We start from the raw sequence: 16,729 nt of genomic DNA on the forward strand, positions 1-16,729 counted from the left end.
TCATGAGCACGTCGGCGCCATCTCCCAGCGCGGTCCCCGGCTTTCGCCGGAACATGGTGACGATCTGCGCCATGACCGCAACCATCATGCAGGCGCTAGACACCACGATTGCCAATGTCGCGTTGCCCTATATGCAGGGCACGCTGTCGGCGTCGCAGGATCAGGTCAACTGGGTGCTGACCTCCTATATCGTGGCTGCGGCGATCATGACCGCGCCGGTCGGCTGGATCGCCAACCGGTTCGGCCGCAAGAAGATCTTCATCGTCTGTTCGGCGGGCTTCACGGTCGCCTCGGTGCTGTGTGGCCTTGCGCAGGACATCAACCAGATGGTCGGCTTTCGCCTGTTGCAGGGCGTGTTCGGCGCGGCACTGGTGCCACTGTCGCAGGCGGTGATGCTCGACAGCTACGCGCTGCATGAGCGCGCCAAGGCGATGTCGATATGGGGCATGGGCGTGATGCTCGGCCCGATCATGGGGCCTTCATTGGGCGCCTGGCTGACTGAAACCTATTCCTGGCACTGGGTGTTCTTCGTCAATCTGCCCTTCGGCATCGTCACGGTGTTTGGCCTGCTGGCCTTCATGGACGAGACCAAGACCAATGCAGAACTGAAATTCGACTGGTTCGGCTTTGGCGCGCTGGCCATCGGCATCGGTGCGATGCAGCTCGCGCTTGACCGCGGCGAGCAGCTCGGCTGGCTCGAATCCAACGAAATCGTCATCGAGGCGATCGTTTCGGTCATCGGCTTCTATTATTTCTTCGCGCATTCCTTCACGACCTCGAAGCCGTTCATCCAGTTCGCCATCTTCAAGGACAAGAATTTTGTCGGCGGCTGCGTGTTCATGGCCGTCATGGGGCTGGTGCTGTATTCGACCATGGCACTATCGTCGCCCTATCTGCAGAACGTCATCGGCTATCCGATCCTCACGGCAGGTTTGCTACTGGCGACGCGTGGCTCCGGCACCTTCGTGGCGATGATGCTGGTCGGGCGCATCATGAAATATGTCGAGGCGCGTACATTGATCATGGTGGGAATGGCGCTGATGTCGGTGTCGCTGTTCTTTACGTCGATGTGGACCGACCAGACCGGCGTGCCGGAGATCGTGATCGTCTCCATCGCGCAGGGATTTGGCCTTGGTCTCGTCTTCGTGCCGCTGTCCACGGTGGCGTTCCTGACGCTGCCAAATCATCTGCGCACCGACGGCACCTCGATGCTCACGCTGCTGCGCAATGTCGCGAGTTCGATCGGCATCTCCATCGTAATCGCGCAGCTCACCTCAAACACCCGTATGGCCCATGCGGTGCTGGTCGAGCACATCACGCCGTTCAGCAATGCGCTGCAGATGCCCAATGTGACCAGCGCGATCAACCTCGCCACCGATAGCGGCCGCGCCATGATGGACGCCATCGTCACGCTGCAGGCAACGATCATCGCCTTCGGGCTGGATTATCAGATGGTGATGCTGGTGACGCTCTGCGCGATTCCGATGGCGCTGATCATCGGCTCGTCCAAGGCGACCTTGCGCGCGCAGGCGGCGAAGCCGGGCGCGGATGAGCATCCGGCGGTGATGGAATAAAGCCAGCCCTCAGCCGAGCAGCTCGCGGCAATCGAGATCGTCGACCGCCAGCATGATACGTTCAAGGTTATTCCACCAGATCACCGGCGGGATGTTATTGGCCTCCTGCCATACCGGGGTGGTGATCTGCCACAACACGGACAGGCGGTAGTCGTCATTCAGCGCACGCCGGTCGTAGCCGGGCACGCGCCGTGCCACCAGTTCGGCGTGGTAGTGGTCGAGCAAAGGTCGCTCAAAGCGCCGCCGTAGGTCGGGATACCAGTGCATCGCCATCATATAAGCGAGATCGTCCGATGCCGTGTCGACGCGCCAGCTATCCCAATCGAATTGCAGCGCTTCATCGCTGTTCTCATCTTTCGGCAGAAAGATGTTCCAGACATGGGAGTCGCCCTGGACGATCGTCATGTTGGAGTGGGAACAGTAGCGCGCCTGCAGGCGCGGCGCCGCGTCGAGTAGCCGTGTGTAGAGCTCGCGCCGCTCGGGCGACAGGCGATCGCCCTGGCGCTCGGTGAATTTTTCCAACTGGCGCGTGAGCGTCTGCACCTGCTGATCCAGTTCGGTGGACTCCTGCCATGCCCCGATTGTGACGCCGAGGCGGGCATCATTCCACCACGCGGCGTGAAAACGTGCCCGAGACCGAACGATCTGCTCGCATTGTGCGAATGTCGGCGGCTGCGGCCAGGTGGTGGCGACAAAGTGAGACTCAGTGAGGTCTTCGAGTAGCAAATGCCAGGCCTTGGTGTCGGCATCGCTGACCGCTTCGTAGCAACGCGGCACAAGATGCTCGGACATGGCCGAACCAACGGTGTTGTAGAATGCAACTTCGTTGCGGCCGGCATGCCAGAATGTCGCCGCGCGTTCGGGGACGACGGTCTTGAGAATGATGGAGCCCGGTGCATCGGTGTCGTCGCCATCGTAGCTCAGGCGCAGCCGGTCGATCCGAGACAGCACCGTATTGAACGAACGCTCCACGGTGACATCGCGAACGCGACCGTCTCCGAGCACGCCGGACTTGCGAAGCGCGGCGGTGAGATCGGCAGCCTCTATCGCGTCGATCCGTCGGGCAAGGTGACGCGGATGTTCGAGGGGATCATCTGCAGCAACACGCTGGCGTTCTCACTGGACGGGCGCACGCTGTATTTCTCCGATACCCGCCAGTACCTAACCTGGGCGTTCGATCTCGACACCAAAACCGGCGATCTCAGCAATCAGCGGGTGTTTGCGGACTACACCGCCGACAAGAGTCGTCCGGATGGCGCCTGCGTGGATTCGAAGGGCTATCTCTGGAACGCGATTTTCGCCGGCCATCGCATTATGCGCTACGCGCCGGACGGTCGCGTTGATCGGGTCATCGAGATGCCCGTCACGAATCCAACCTGCGTCTGCTTCGGCGGCCCCGATTTTGCGACGCTCTATGTCACGTCGGCGACGAAGATGATCGAGGCGGATATGCTGGCGAAGGAGACCCATGCCGGCGCGGTGCTTGCGCTCGATGTCGGTGTGCGCGGGTTGCCGGAAAGCAGGTTCGATATCTGATCAGGGTTGTTGCTCATTGAGGAGATGCGGGGTTCAAAGAAGAAGGCCGGGCATACCCGGCCTTCTTCTTTGTGCGACGATCGCGAAGACTCACACGTCGAAGAACACCGTCTCGTTGTCGCCTTGCAGGTGGATATCAAACCGATACACGCCAGGCGCCGTCTTCTTCGCGATGATCGTCGCGCGGCGGTCGGCCGGGACGAGGTTCATCACCGCATCATCAGCCGTCGCGGCTTCGTCCTCGAAATAGATACGCGTCATCGACTGCATCGTCATGCCGCGGCCGAACACGGCCATCACGATATGCGGCGCCTGTTCTTTGCCATCGATGCCCGGCACGGCGCCTGGCTTGATGGTGTCGAACGAATATTCGCCGGCATCGGTGGTGCCGGAGCGGCCGAAACCCTTGAAGCTCGAATTCGGCAGCCCGCGGGTATCCTGCGGATCGGCGAAACGGCCCTGCGCATCGGCCTGCCAGATTTCCAGCACGGCGTCGGGCACAACCTTGCCGTCGCCGTCATAGATCACGCCTTCGATGCGGATCTTGTCGCCGGTGACGTCGGGTGTCAGCAGGTTGCTGGTGAAGGCGTCGTTCCAGGCGTACTTGCCGTTCGGCGTCAGGCCATAGGCATAGAACGGGCCGACGGTCTGCGACGGGGTAATTCCGGGCATCAGTGATTCTCCGTCGGGGTGGCGTTGCGGCCGCGCAGCACGATGTTGAAACGATAGGCCAGCGCCCAGCCAGGCTCAGTGACGTCGAGGTCGAAATCCGACACCATGCGCAAGCGCGCCTTTTCGTCTGTGACCGAGTTGAAGATCGGGTCGAACGGGAACAGCGGATCGTTCGGGAAATACATCTGCGTCACGAGGCGCGAGACGAAGGAATGGCCGAACACCGAGAAGTGGATGTGCGCAGGGCGCCACGCATTATGGTGATTGCCCCACGGATAGGCGCCGGGCTTGATAGTGACGAACTTGTAGTTGCCCGCGGCGTCGGTGACGGTGCGGCCGGCGCCGGTGAAGTTCGGATCGAGCGGCGCGGGATGCTGGTCCCAGACATGCACATAACGGCCGCAGGCATTGGCCTGCCAGAGTTCGACCAGCGTGTTCGGCACGCCGCGGCCGTCCTCGTCCATCACCGTGCCGTGCACGATGATGCGTTCGCCAAGCGGCTCGCCGGCATGCATGGTGGTGAGGTCATGATCGCCGGGGCGCACGGTCTCGTGGCCGTAGACCGGTCCCGTCGTCTCCGACAGCGTGTGCGGCATCAATATCCGCTGCTTCTGCGGGGCACGCTTGATGGTGCTCTTGTAGCCGGGTGAGAGGCGCGGCGCGTGCGCCGCATTGCTCTCGACGGGATAGATTAGCGTCATGCTGGTTTCCCCTTTGGCCGCCGCGGATCCCGCGGCGGCTTGCTTGTGGACTTAAGTTTTAGTTCAGCTTCTCGATCGCCATGGCGACGCCCTGACCGACGCCGACGCACATGGTGGCCAGCGCGAGCTTGCCGCCGCGCTTCTCCATGCCATGCACCGCCGTCATCGCCAGGCGCGCGCCGCTCATGCCGAGCGGGTGGCCGAGCGCGATTGCGCCGCCATGCGGATTGACGAAGTCAGCGTCTTCCTTGACGCCGAGCTGGCGCAGCACGGCGATACCCTGCGACGCGAAGGCTTCGTTGAGCTCGATCAGATCGAAATCGCTGATCTTCAGACCAAGGCGTTCCATCAGCTTCTTGGTCGCCGGCACGGGGCCGATGCCCATGATGCGCGGCGCGACGCCGCCCGAGGCGAGGCCGAGAATGCGGGCACGGGCCTTGAGGCCGTGCTTCTCCACAGCGGCGCCCGAGGCGAGGATCATGGCGCAGGCGCCATCATTGACGCCCGAGGCGTTGCCGGCGGTGACCGTGCCGTCCTTGCGGACGATCGGGCGCAGCTTGGCGAGGCCTTCCAGCGTGGTTTCGGGGCGCGGATGCTCGTCCTTGTCGACGGCGATGGGGCCGGCCTTGCCGCCGGGCACCATCACCGGGATGATTTCTTCGGCGAAATAGCCCGAAGCGATCGCCTTGCCGGCGTTCTGCTGCGAGCGGATCGCAAAGGCATCCTGGTCGGCGCGCGAGATCTGGAAATCCTGCGCGACGTTTTCGCCGGTCTCAGGCATGGCGTCGACGCCGTATTTTTCCTTCATCAGCGGGTTGATGAAGCGCCAGCCGATGGTGGTGTCGAAGATTTCCGCCGAACGGGAGAAGGCTTCGGTGGCCTTGCCCTGAACGAACGGCGCACGGGTCATGGATTCGACGCCGCCGGCAATGGCGAAATCGATTTCACCGGCGCGGATGGCGCGGGCACCGGCGCCAACGGCATCAAGGCCGGATGCGCAAAGGCGGTTCAGCGTGGCGCCGGGAACGGAATCCGGCAGGCCGGCCAGCAGCGCGGCCATGCGGGCGACGTTGCGGTTGTCTTCACCGGCCTGGTTGGCGCAGCCGAAATAGACTTCCTCGACGGCAGCCCAATCCACGCCGGGATTGCGGTCCATCAGGGCTTTAATGGGGGCGGCGGCGAGGTCGTCGGCGCGAACTTTGGCAAGGGAGCCGCCGAAACGGCCGATGGGGGTGCGGACGGCGTCGCAAATGAAGACATCGCTCATCAATTCTCTCCCTGGAGACTGCATCCGCGCTCGATTGCCGGATTTTCGCGGTGGTTTTAAGAACCCCCGCTGACCCGGTCAAATGCTGCTGCTGGATGGCAGCGTTGTCCTTGGAATTGCGGATATGAGATCGCAGTTGACTTGTCAACTGCCTCTCCGCGGTGGGGAAAACTACGGTTTGCGACAGCCGCGGGTGGGATCGGCGGAGCAAAATTTGCTAGCGTCCGGCGCCATGACGATCCAGCAGCCCATTACCGCCCCAGAACCCGCTCCCCGCGTGGATGACACCGCAAAAGTGTCTCCCATGATGGAACAGTACCTTGAGATAAAGGCCGCCAATCCCGGCCTCTTGCTGTTCTACCGGATGGGCGATTTCTACGAGATCTTCTTCGAGGATGCGGAGGTCGCCTCGCGCGCCCTGGGCATCGTGCTGACCAAACGCGGCAAGCATCAGGGCATGGATATCCCGATGTGCGGCGTGCCGGTGGTTCGCGCCGATGATTATCTGCACCGCCTGATCTCGCTCGGCATCCGTGTCGCCGTCTGCGAACAGATGGAGGATCCGGCCGAGGCGAAGAAGCGCGGCGGCAAGAGCGTGGTTCGCCGCGACGTCGTGCGCGTGGTTACGCCGGGCACGCTGACCGAAGAAAACCTGCTCGACGCGCGGGCCAATAATTATCTGCTGGCGATTGCGCGCAGCAAGGGCTCAAGCGGTGCGGATCGCATCGGTCTGGCCTGGATCGATATTTCGACTGCCGAATTCATTGTCACCGAATGTGCGACAGGCGAACTCGGCGCGACGCTGGCGCGGATCAATCCGAACGAGGTGCTGGTTACGGATGCGCTCTACAGCGATCCTGATCTCAGCCAGTTGCTGCGCGAATTGCCGGCGGTGACGCCGCTGACCCGTGACGTGTTCGATGGTGCCGCCGCCGAACGCCGGCTGTGCGATTACTTTGCCGTCGCCACCATGGACGGCCTCAGCGCCATGTCGCGGCTGGAAGCGACCGCTGCGGCGGCGTGCGTCACCTATGTCGAGCGCACGCAAGTCGGCAAACGCGTGCCGTTGTCGCCGCCGACCCACGAAGCGGTCGGCACCACCATGGCCATCGATCCGGCGACCCGCGCCAATCTCGAACTGACGCGCACGCTATCAGGCGAGCGCAAGGGCTCGCTGCTGGATGCGATCGACTGCACCGTCACCGCCGCCGGTTCGCGCCTGCTGGCGCAGCGCCTCGCCGCGCCGCTTACCGATGAAGTGGCGATCGGCCGCCGGCTCGATGCGGTCACGAGTTTCGTATCCGACAGCGGGCTGCGCGACGATCTGCGCTCGGCCCTGAAGTCTGCGCCTGATATGTCGCGCGCACTGGCGCGGCTTTCGGTCGGCCGCGGCGGTCCGCGCGATCTCGCCTGTCTGCGTGATGGTGTGCTTGCCGCCGATCAGGTGCTTGATCGTCTCGGCGTCATCGACAATCTGCCAGCGGATATCACGGCTGCGATGGCCGGCCTGCGCCGGCCATCGCGCGAACTCGCCGCGACCTTTGCGCGGGCGCTGGCCGACGATCTTCCGCTGCTAAAGCGCGACGGCGGCTTCGTGCGCGAAGGCTTCGAGCCGGTGCTCGACGAGACCCGCAATCTGCGCGACGCCTCGCGCCTCGTGGTCGCCGCGATGCAGGCGCGCTATGCCGATGACACCGGCGTGAAGGGCCTCAAGATCCGTCACAACAATGTGCTCGGCTATTTCGTCGAAGTCACCGCGCAGCATGGCGACAAGTTGATGCAGGCCCCGCTGAACGCGACCTTCATCCATCGCCAGACGCTGGCAGGGCAGGTGCGCTTCACCACGTCCGAACTCGGCGAGATCGAGGCCAAGATCGCCAATGCCGGCGACCGTGCGCTCGGGCTCGAGCTCGAAATTTTCGAACGGCTGTCGGCGATGGTCGCCGAGGCGTCGGAAGATCTGCGCGCCGCCGCGCATGCTTTCGCGCTGCTCGATGTCGCAACGGCTCTGGCGAAGCTGGCGGTCGATGACAACTACGTCCGCCCCGAAGTAGACAACTCGCTGTTATTCGCCATCGAGGGCGGCCGGCATCCCGTCGTCGAACAGGCGCTGCGCCGCGACGGCCAGCCGTTCATCGCCAATGCCAGCGATCTGTCGCCCGGGCCGGGGCAGAAGTCCGGCCAGATCTGGCTGATCACTGGTCCGAACATGGCCGGTAAGTCGACCTTCCTGCGCCAGAACGCATTGATCGCGCTGCTCGCGCAAATCGGCAGTTTCGTGCCGGCCTCGCGCGCCCGCATCGGCATTGTCGACAGGCTCTTTTCGCGCGTCGGCGCCGCCGACGATCTGGCGCGCGGCCGTTCGACCTTCATGGTCGAGATGGTGGAGACGGCGGTCATTCTCAATCAAGCGACCGAACGCGCGTTGGTGATCTTGGATGAAATCGGCCGCGGCACTGCGACCTTCGACGGTCTATCGATCGCCTGGGCCGCGATCGAGCATCTGCATGAGAGCAATCGCTGCCGCGCACTGTTCGCGACCCATTATCACGAGCTCACCGCACTCTCCGCCAAGCTGCCGCGGCTGTTCAATGCGACGGTGCGGGTGAAGGAATGGCACGGCGACGTGGTGTTCCTGCACGAGGTGCTGCCGGGCTCGGCGGATCGCTCCTATGGCATTCAGGTGGCCAAGCTCGCGGGCCTGCCGCCGGCGGTCATCGCGCGCGCGAAGTCGGTGCTGGCCAAGCTCGAGGCGCAGGATCGCGGCCAGAGCGCCAAGGCGCTGATGGATGACCTGCCGCTGTTCGCGATCACCGCGCGCGCACCGGCCGAGGCGACTCCTCCGTCGGAGGCGGAATTGCTGATGGACGCCGTGAAGGCGCTGCATCCCGACGAGATGTCGCCAAGGGAGGCGCTGGATGCGCTCTATACGCTGAAGGCGAAACTGCCGAAGTAACATTCTCTATCGTCATGCCCCGCCTTGTGCCGGGCATCCACGCCTTGTTTCTCTGCGCCAAAGACGTGGATGGCCGGGACGAGCCCGGCCATGACGGGGTTTTACACGTAGCGCACCCGCCTGCGGCCCCACGCCCACAGGCCGAGATTCCACACGACACAGGTGGCGAGCGCGAGGCTCAGGGCGACCACCGAGCCGAAGCGGGTAGCGGTGACATGCATCACGGCCACCGCGATGCCGAAACCCATCAGGCCCCAGCCGCCATTGGCGATCACGGCGGCGGTGGGCGGGCCACCGATCCGCGGATGCAGGATCAGCATCAGGCTGGTGAAGACCACGGGATAAAGTGCGAGAATGCCGCTGCCGGTCGGGCCGATGGTCGAGGACAGCGTCACCACGGTGGCGACCAGTGTCGCGACGAGTGCGGCGCGCAGTGGGATATCGTACCAGCGCCTGGTGATGAGCGGCATCCTCGCATGGCGAAACCGCGCCATCAGCGGCAGGCAGATGCCGAAGGCCACGACATTGGCCGCGATACCGCCAAGCAAAGTCCATTCGAACTGCCGCACCAGCAGGGCGAGGGCGAACCACACCAGCACAGCGGCGCCGAGGCTGACGATCACGTTGTGGCGTTGCGCCAGCAGCACGTAAGTCAATCCGAGAAACATCGTCGCGCCATTGATCGGCAGGCTGGCCAATGCACCTTGCGCGATGAAGGCGGCGTCATGATCGAGCGCAAGAAAGACATAGGATGGACCCGCCGAAATCGGCAGCGTTGCCACCAATGCACCGATCACCGGGCCGGATCGTTCGGTGATGATGGAGGCGGTGATCACAAAGGCGGCGGTGATCGCCATGCGCAAAGTGAGCGTCAGGAGGAAGGCAAGTTCGGGGGACATGGCAGCCTGACGAGAGGAGGTGCTTGGCCTCCTCTTTCTTGGTGAGAGTCGTCTGGCCTGCTTACACCCTGTTGAGGGACACCGAAACCTTCGGGCCATGTTTGATGGTCTGGTAGACCACGCAATAACGCTCGGTCAGCTTGAGCAGCAGATCGAGCTTGTCCTGCGGCGCGTCGGTGTCGACGTCGAAGCGCAGGCGGATTTCGGCGAAGCCGACCGGGGCTTCCTTGTCGACGCCGAGCGTGCCGCGGAAATCGAGATCGCCCTCGGCTGTCACATTGCCGGACTTCAAGGGAATTTCGACCGCGGTGGCCACCGACTTCAGCGTCACGCCGGCGCAAGCCACCAATGCTTCCAGCAGCATGTCGCCCGAACAGAGTTCGAGGCCGGAGCCGCCCGTGGCCGGGTGCAGGCCGGCGGCTGCGATCTGCCGGCCGGTCTCGACCTTGCAGGCGATGCCGTCATTGTCGATCGAGCCCTTGGCCTTCAGCGTGATGAAGGCTGCCTTGGGATCGGTCTTGTAGAGCTCCTTGATGGGGGCCTGGGTGGCGCGAAGCGCGGCGGCGTCCATGATATCTCTCCCTGAGATTTTGTTAGTTGCAGCTTTTATTAGCTCGCGGTGCTGTTGTCACCACCACGCGCCGACCGCCTCGGCAGGCGCGTTATCGGGCACGTTGCGATCGAGAGATCGATCCAGCGCGGTGAGCACGCGGCGCTTCACGGCTTCGAACAGCGGCGAGGCACGGTCGCGCGGACGCGCGAGGCCGACATCGATCTCGGCGAACAGCCGACCGGGCCGCGGACGCATCACCAGCACGCGGTCCGCCAGCACAACGGCTTCGTCGACATCATGGGTGACAAGGACCAGCGTCGGCCGCGTGTCGGCCCACAGATCAAGCAGATGATCCTGCAGGTCGCGGCGCGTGAAGGCGTCGAGCGCGGAGAATGGCTCATCCAGCAACAGCACCTCCGGCTGCGGCACCAATGCACGGGCAATGGCGACGCGCTGCGCCTGCCCGCCGGACAATTCGCGCGGCCATGCCTTGGCTTTATCCGACAGGCCGACGCGCGCCAGGGCCTGCGCGACTTTCTCGCGGCGTGCGGCGACAGGAAGCTCGGACAGGCCGAAGCCGATATTGTCGGCGACGCTGAGCCACGGCAGCAACCGCGGTTCCTGAAAGATGATGCCGATTTTCTCATGCGGCGCGCTGATATCGATATTGTCGATGCGGATGCTGCCGGTCGAGGCGCGATCGAGCCCGGCCACGGCGCGCAACAGTGTCGATTTTCCGCAGCCGGAGCCACCGATGATGGCGACGATCTCGCCCTGCGGGATTTGCGCGGTGAAGCGCTCCAGCGCATGGACGCCGTTGGGATAGGTCTTGCCGACCTTGTCGAGGGCGAGCATCAGGTCTCTCCACCCGGTCGGAACGCATCCTGCCAGCGCAGCAGTGGTGCGGTGACGAGTTCGATCAGCCAGTCGGTGGTCTTGCCGAGCAATGCGAAAATGGTGATGGCGGCGAGGATCTGCGCGGGCTTGCCGAGCTGCTGGCCGTCGATGAGGAGATAGCCGAGCCCTTCGGAGGCGCCCATGAATTCGGCGGCAACCACGAACATCCAGCCGAGCCCGAGGCCGACGCGAAGTGCAACAACATAGGCCGGTAGCACCGCAGGCAGCAGGATGCGGCGGATCATGGCGGGGCCAGAGAGGCGGAAGGTACGACCGACCTCGACGATCTTGCGATCGACCGAGAGGATCGCGCCCATCACGCCGAGATAGACCGGAAAGAACACGCCGACGGCAATCAGCGCGACCTTCGAGGTCTCGAAAATGCCGAGCCACAGGATGAACAGCGGCACCCAGGCGATCGACGGGATGGCGCGCAGCGCCTGAACGGTGGGATCGAGCAGTCGCCGCGCGATTCCCCAATAGCCGGAGATAGCGCCGAGCAGCGTGCCGGCGACGACACCGAGGCCGAAGCCTGCGGCAACGCGCGACAGCGTCGTGGTGATATGGCGCCAGAGTTCGCCGCTTCGGGCGAGCTCCATAATGGTGGCGAAGACGCGCGACGGCGGCGGCACCAGCCGGCCGTTCGACCAGCCGGACCAGACGGCCAGCTCCCATGCCAGCGCGAGTGTCAGGGGCAATACGACGCCCAGCGCCGGCCGCGCGAAACGCTGCCAGCGTTTGTTGGATACAGATGTCGCGCGCGTTTCCGTCGCGTCGAGCGCAGTCGTGTCGAGCGTCATGGCCATAGCTGAAGCGCGTCTCGATTGGGTTTGCAAGATACTCAAAAGCTTCACCCGCCCTTTGCAGGGAGGGTGAAGGGCGGCTTCGCAGATGCGGGACGTCAGCTCTTTGGCAGCGGCACCTGATCGTCGATCAGTGCATCCACCGTCGCCTTCACATCGACCTTGGCGTCGATGACGCCGGCTTGCTGCAATGCGAAGCCGGCGGCGAGGATCGACTCGCGCTGCGGTGCGCCAATGCGGCTATGGGTCAGTTCGGTGCGTTCCTTGAGCTGCTTGTCGACCACGGCGTCGGGCAGTTTGGTGACGCCGATGAAGGCCTTCTTCAGCTCGGGATAATTCTCCAGCGAATATTTGCGGGCGTCTTCATAGACGGCGAGCACGCGGCGCGCGGCATCCGGATAGTCCTTCAGGAACTGTTCTCGCACATTGAGGATGCCCCAGGTGTTGGCGTCCGGCTTGCGGAAGAACAGCTTGGCGCCGTCTTCAACCTCGGCCTGCGCCATCATCGGATCGAGTCCGGCCCATGCATCAACGTCGCCGCGGATCAGCGCGGCCTTGCCGTCGGCATGCTGCAGCAGAACTGGCGTGATGTCCTTGTCGGTCAGGCCGGCGCCGAGCAAAGCGCGGACCAGAAAAATGTGGGGATCGGTGCCGCGGGTCACCGCGACCCGCTTGCCCTTGAGATCGGCGACGGAGGCGATCTTGGAGTCCTTGCCGGTCACCAGCGCCGTCCATTCCGGACGCGAATAGACGTAGACCGACTTGATCGGGTTGCCGTTGATCTTCGCCACCAGCGCAGCGGAGCCCGCGGTCGAGCCGAAATCGATGGACCCCGCATTGAGGAATTCGAGCGCCTTGTTGGAGCCGGCCGACTGTACCCAGGTGATCTTCACGCCGTCCTTGGCGAATTCCTTCTCCAGCAGGCCGTTCTGCTTGAGGATGATCGAGACCGGATTGTAGGTCGCCCAGTCGAGCCGGATTTCCTTGAGCGGTTCGGCGGCGAAGGTAGCTCCGGGCAGCAGTGCAGCCGCAGCAATCAGACCGGCGACAGCGCGCCGTGACATCGTGAACATTCTGGTCTCTCCCTGATGGACTGTCGAAACGTGAGGTTCGAAGGCGACTTGCATCCTGCGGGCGTCATGGCACCATGCTGGGGTCGCTCTCTGTGCGAAAACGTGCTTTAATTTCAATTAGTTATGGCGTTCCGTCAACGAGAAGATATGATGCGCCAAGGACACCGCCGCGAGAACGTTGTTGCCCGGATTGCGCAAAAGGCAGCATGGACTAGCTGTGGGGCTACAATCACCGTGACAGCGCTTGCGCCGTCCGATATCCGGGTTGTTCATGGACAGCGTTGCTACACAAGACAGACCGACGACCGAAACCGACTTCGACACGACGCGGATTACCGCCGAGATCGATGCGCTTGCAGTGCAGCATCGCGGCAAGAACGATTTGTTTCGCGCCGCGGTCGCCAAGCTGCTGAAGGCCGAACTGCTCAAGGCCAGTGAAGCCGCCGAGGCCGTGTTGCTGAAGGACCGCCACGGCCGACGCTGTGCCGAGCAGCTCTGCCACGTGCAGGATGAAATCATCCGCATGCTGTTCGCCGCCGCGACGAAGCATCTCTATCATTCGCCAATCCCGTCTGGTGCCGAACGGATGGCGGTGGTCTCCACCGGTGGCTATGGCCGTGGGCTGATGGCGCCGGAATCCGACATCGATCTGTTGTTCATCCTGCCCTACAAGCAGACCGCCTGGGGCGAGCAGGTCGCCGAAGTGATTCTCTATTGCCTGTGGGACATGGGCCTGAAGGTCGGCCACGCTACGCGTTCGGTGGATGAGTCGATCCGCCAGGCGCGCGGCGACATGACGATTCGCACCGCGATCCTGGAAACGCGCTTCCTCACCGGCGATCAGGCTCTCTACGACGAACTGGTCACGCGCTTCGATGCCGAAGTGGTGCAGGGAACCGCCGCGGAATTTGTCACTGCCAAGCTCGCCGAACGCGAGGAGCGCCATCGCCGTGGCGGCCAGTCGCGCTATCTGGTCGAGCCCAACGTCAAGGACGGCAAGGGCGGTCTGCGCGATTTGCACACCGTGTTCTGGATCGCGAAATACGTCTATCGGGTGCGCGACAGCAAGGAGCTGGTCGCGCGCGGCGTGTTCGATCCGCAGGAATACCGCACCTTCAAGCGTTGTGAAGACTTCCTGTGGTCGGTCCGCTGCAATATCCACTTCCTGACCAAACGGCCGGAAGAGCGGCTGTCCTTCGACCTGCAGCGCGAGATTGCGGTTCGCCTCGGCTATACCTCGCATCCCGGCATGCAGGACGTCGAGCGCTTCATGAAGCACTACTTCCTGATTGCCAAGGAAGTCGGCGATCTTACCGCGATCCTGTGCGCGAAGCTCGAAGACCAGCAGGCCAAGCCGGCGCCGGCGCTGACGCGCATGATGGCCAAGTTGCGGCCCGAGATGCATCGCCGCCGGTTGCCGGACAGCGATGCGTTCATCATCGACAACAACCGCATCAACCTTGCTGCGCCCGACGTGTTCAAGGAAGACCCGATCAACCTGATCCGGTTCTTCCGGTTGGCGCAGAAGCACAATCTGGCCTTCCATCCCGATGCGATGCGGACCGCGACGCGTTCGCTCCGGCTGATCACGCCCGAGATCCGCGAGAACGCCGAAGCCAACGCGCTGTTTATGGAGATCCTGACCTCGGACAATGCCGAGATCGTGCTGCGGCGGATGAACGAGACCGGCGTACTCGGTCATTTCATTCGTGCCTTCGGCCGCATCGTGTCGATGATGCAGTTCAACATGTATCATCACTATACGGTGGATGAGCATCTGCTGCGGTGTGTCGGCATCCTTCAGGAGATCGAGCGCGGCGGGAATGACGAGTTCGTTGTCGCCAGCGATCTGATGCGTAAGATCCGCCCGGAACATCGGGCGGTGATCTATATCACGGTGTTGCTGCATGACATCGCCAAGGGGCGTCCGGAGGATCACTCCATCGCCGGCGCCAAGGTGGCGCGGCGACTGTGCCCGCGGCTCGGATTCAACGCCGCCGACACCGATCTCGTTGCGTGGCTCATCGAAGAGCATCTGACGATGTCCACGGTGGCGCAGTCGCGCGACCTGTCGGATAGCAAGACCATCGAGAATTTCGCCGCCGTTGTGCAGTCGGTGGAGCAGATGAAGCTGCTCACGATCCTCACCACCGCGGATATCCGCGGCGTCGGTCCCGGCGTCTGGAACGGCTGGAAGGCGCAGCTGATCCGGACGCTGTATTACGAAACCGAGCCGGTGCTGACCGGTGGTTTCTCCGAGGTCAATCGCGCACAGCGCATCGCGTCGGCGCAGGCGGAATTCCGCCGTGCCTTCACCGAGTGGCCCGAGCAGGATCTCAACGCGTATATTCTGCGGCACTATCCGGCCTACTGGCTCAAGGTCGAGCTCGACCGCAAAATTCGCCACGCGCGCTTCCTGCGGGCATCGGAAGAGGCCGGGCACAAGCTCGCGATCAATGTCGGGTTCGATGAAGCCCGCGGCGTCACTGAGCTCACGATTCTGGCCGTCGACCATCCCTGGTTGCTGTCGATCATCGCCGGCGCATGCGCCGCAGCCGGCGCCAACATCGTCGACGCGCAGATTTACACCACGACCGATGGCCGCGCGCTGGACACCATCGCGATCTCCCGGGAATACGATCGCGATGACGACGAAGGCCGCCGTGCAACACGAATCGGCGACATGATCGAGGACGTGCTCGAAGGCAAGGTGCGGCTGCCGGAAACCGTGGCGAAGCGCGCCTCGACGAAGGGCAAGATCAGGGCTTTCACCGTCGAGCCGGAAGTTATCGTCAACAACCAGTGGTCGGATCGTTACACGGTGATCGAGGTCTCGGGGCTCGACCGGCCGGGCCTGCTGTATCAACTGACCACGGCGATCTCGAAGCTCAACCTCAATATCGCTTCGGCGCATGTGGCGACCTTCGGCGAGCGCGCGCGCGACGTGTTCTACGTCACCGATTTGCTCGGCGCGCAGATCAATGCCCCGACGCGTCAGGCTGCGATCAAGCGCGCATTGATCCATCTGTTGGCAAACGGCGATATCGCGGAGAAGCCGGCGGCGTGATCTTCCTTCTCCCCGCCTGCGGGGAGAAGGTGGCGCGGACCAAGTCCGCGACGGATGAGGGGGGCTCTCAGCAAGCTCGGAGCGAGTGGAGAGTCCCCCTCACCCGCTTCCCACATGCTTCGCATGCGGAAAGCGACCTCTCCCCGCAAGCGGGGCGAGGTTAGTATGTCACTTCACCACCACACCCTCATGCTCTAGCAGCCAGCGTTTGCGCGCGATGCCGCCGCCATAGCCGGTGAGCGAACCGTTGGCGCCGATCAGGCGGTGGCAGGGCACGACGACACTCAGAGGATTTGCACCATTGGCATGGCCGGCCGCGCGCATCGCATTGGGCACGCCGAGTTGCGCGGCCAGCGTGCCGTAGCTGAGTGTGCTGCCTGCAGGAATTTTTCGCAGTGCCGTCCAGATGCGGTTCTGAAACGGCGTGCCGGGGATGTGGCAGGTGATGCCATCGAGCTGGTCGAGGTCGCCGTCGAAATAGCGTGAGAGTGCACTGCGGATCTCGGATGGTGCCGAGTTTTCGGTCAGTTCGACCGTCCCATAGTAACGACGCAGCAAAGTCAGCAAGCGCTCTTCGTAATCGATCCAGTCGAGTGCGCAGAGTGCGCCACCGTGGTTCGTCACCAGCAGCGCGATGCCGATCGGGGTGTCGAGCCGGTCGAGAGTGAGTGGGGTGGGTTGCTTCGCCATGGCGATGTTGCGCTCATCAAATGGAAACGCCGACCGTGGGT

The 16,729-nt window shown here is 63.5% G+C and carries 14 protein-coding genes; 4 read left to right on the forward strand and 10 right to left on the reverse strand.

All coding sequences use genetic code 11. From position 1 onward, the window contains the following. Positions 1 to 2: 2 nt before the first annotated feature. Positions 3 to 1,574, forward strand: coding sequence for a DHA2 family efflux MFS transporter permease subunit (locus AB8B20_RS24345; RefSeq protein ID WP_439073317.1), 1,572 nt, complete (start codon positions 3 to 5; stop codon positions 1,572 to 1,574). Positions 1,575 to 1,583: 9 nt separating this feature from the next. On the opposite strand, the gene AB8B20_RS24350 is transcribed toward AB8B20_RS24345, so the two are convergent. Further along, positions 1,584 to 2,579: an aminoglycoside phosphotransferase gene (locus AB8B20_RS24350; protein WP_439073316.1), complete on the reverse strand. Its 996-nt coding sequence runs from the start codon at positions 2,577 to 2,579 to the stop codon at positions 1,584 to 1,586. Between the two features lie 72 nt (positions 2,580 to 2,651). On the opposite strand from AB8B20_RS24350, the gene AB8B20_RS24355 reads away from it, so the two are divergent. Continuing rightward, positions 2,652 to 3,110, forward strand: coding sequence for an SMP-30/gluconolactonase/LRE family protein (locus AB8B20_RS24355; RefSeq protein WP_439073315.1), 459 nt, complete (start codon positions 2,652 to 2,654; stop codon positions 3,108 to 3,110). 90 nt (positions 3,111 to 3,200) lie between these two features. Here the strand turns inward: AB8B20_RS24355 and pcaG are convergent, their stop codons facing one another. The 3 genes from pcaG to pcaF are packed head-to-tail and all read right to left on the reverse strand — an operon-like array spanning position 3,201 to position 5,750. Then, a complete protein-coding gene (gene pcaG, locus AB8B20_RS24360; protein ID WP_089262670.1) occupies positions 3,201 to 3,782 on the reverse strand; it encodes a protocatechuate 3,4-dioxygenase subunit alpha in 582 nt (193 codons plus the stop codon). Beyond that, complete coding sequence (pcaH, locus tag AB8B20_RS24365; RefSeq protein WP_068732948.1) at positions 3,782 to 4,483, reverse strand: protocatechuate 3,4-dioxygenase subunit beta; 702 nt, start codon at positions 4,481 to 4,483, stop codon at positions 3,782 to 3,784. Before pcaH ends, pcaG begins: the two co-directional genes overlap by 1 nt. A gap of 58 nt (positions 4,484 to 4,541) precedes the next feature. Beyond that, the gene (pcaF, locus tag AB8B20_RS24370) at positions 4,542 to 5,750 is read right to left on the reverse strand and encodes a 3-oxoadipyl-CoA thiolase (protein WP_116661429.1); all 1,209 of its coding nucleotides are present in this window, start codon (positions 5,748 to 5,750) and stop codon (positions 4,542 to 4,544) included. Positions 5,751 to 5,982: 232 nt separating this feature from the next. Here pcaF and mutS point away from each other — a divergent pair, with 232 nt between their 5' ends. After that, complete coding sequence (mutS, locus tag AB8B20_RS24375; protein WP_439074044.1) at positions 5,983 to 8,706, forward strand: DNA mismatch repair protein MutS; 2,724 nt, start codon at positions 5,983 to 5,985, stop codon at positions 8,704 to 8,706. 101 nt (positions 8,707 to 8,807) lie between these two features. Here the strand turns inward: mutS and AB8B20_RS24380 are convergent, their stop codons facing one another. The 5 genes from AB8B20_RS24380 to AB8B20_RS24400 form a co-directional block, all read right to left on the reverse strand. Then, entirely contained in the window at positions 8,808 to 9,605 is a 798-nt protein-coding gene (locus AB8B20_RS24380; RefSeq protein ID WP_439073314.1) for a hypothetical protein, read from the reverse strand. A gap of 61 nt (positions 9,606 to 9,666) precedes the next feature. Then, complete coding sequence (locus AB8B20_RS24385) at positions 9,667 to 10,176, reverse strand: OsmC family protein (RefSeq protein WP_089262662.1); 510 nt, start codon at positions 10,174 to 10,176, stop codon at positions 9,667 to 9,669. A 57-nt stretch (positions 10,177 to 10,233) separates the two neighbouring features. Next, positions 10,234 to 11,013: an ABC transporter ATP-binding protein gene (locus tag AB8B20_RS24390; protein ID WP_439073313.1), complete on the reverse strand. Its 780-nt coding sequence runs from the start codon at positions 11,011 to 11,013 to the stop codon at positions 10,234 to 10,236. Then, positions 11,013 to 11,861, reverse strand: a complete 849-nt coding sequence (locus tag AB8B20_RS24395) for an ABC transporter permease (protein ID WP_439073312.1) — start codon at positions 11,859 to 11,861, stop codon at positions 11,013 to 11,015. The genes AB8B20_RS24390 and AB8B20_RS24395 overlap by 1 nt, the downstream gene beginning before the upstream one ends. A 95-nt stretch (positions 11,862 to 11,956) precedes the next feature. Further along, positions 11,957 to 12,931 carry an aliphatic sulfonate ABC transporter substrate-binding protein gene (locus AB8B20_RS24400; RefSeq protein WP_439073311.1) on the reverse strand — a complete coding sequence of 325 codons (975 nt, stop codon included), beginning with the start codon at positions 12,929 to 12,931 and terminating at the stop codon, positions 11,957 to 11,959. Between the two features lie 271 nt (positions 12,932 to 13,202). On the opposite strand from AB8B20_RS24400, the gene AB8B20_RS24405 reads away from it, so the two are divergent. After that, on the forward strand, positions 13,203 to 15,998 hold the full coding sequence (locus AB8B20_RS24405) for a [protein-PII] uridylyltransferase (protein ID WP_093759686.1): 2,796 nt from the start codon (positions 13,203 to 13,205) through the stop codon (positions 15,996 to 15,998). Positions 15,999 to 16,166: 168 nt separating this feature from the next. On the opposite strand, the gene AB8B20_RS24410 is transcribed toward AB8B20_RS24405, so the two are convergent. After that, on the reverse strand, positions 16,167 to 16,688 hold the full coding sequence (locus AB8B20_RS24410; RefSeq protein WP_439073310.1) for a methylated-DNA--[protein]-cysteine S-methyltransferase: 522 nt from the start codon (positions 16,686 to 16,688) through the stop codon (positions 16,167 to 16,169). Positions 16,689 to 16,729 lie beyond the last annotated feature (41 nt).

The sequence above is a fragment of the Tardiphaga sp. 866_E4_N1_4 genome, from assembly GCF_052076075.1.
In the GTDB taxonomy this organism is placed as follows: Bacteria; Pseudomonadota; Alphaproteobacteria; order Rhizobiales; family Xanthobacteraceae; genus Tardiphaga; species Tardiphaga robiniae.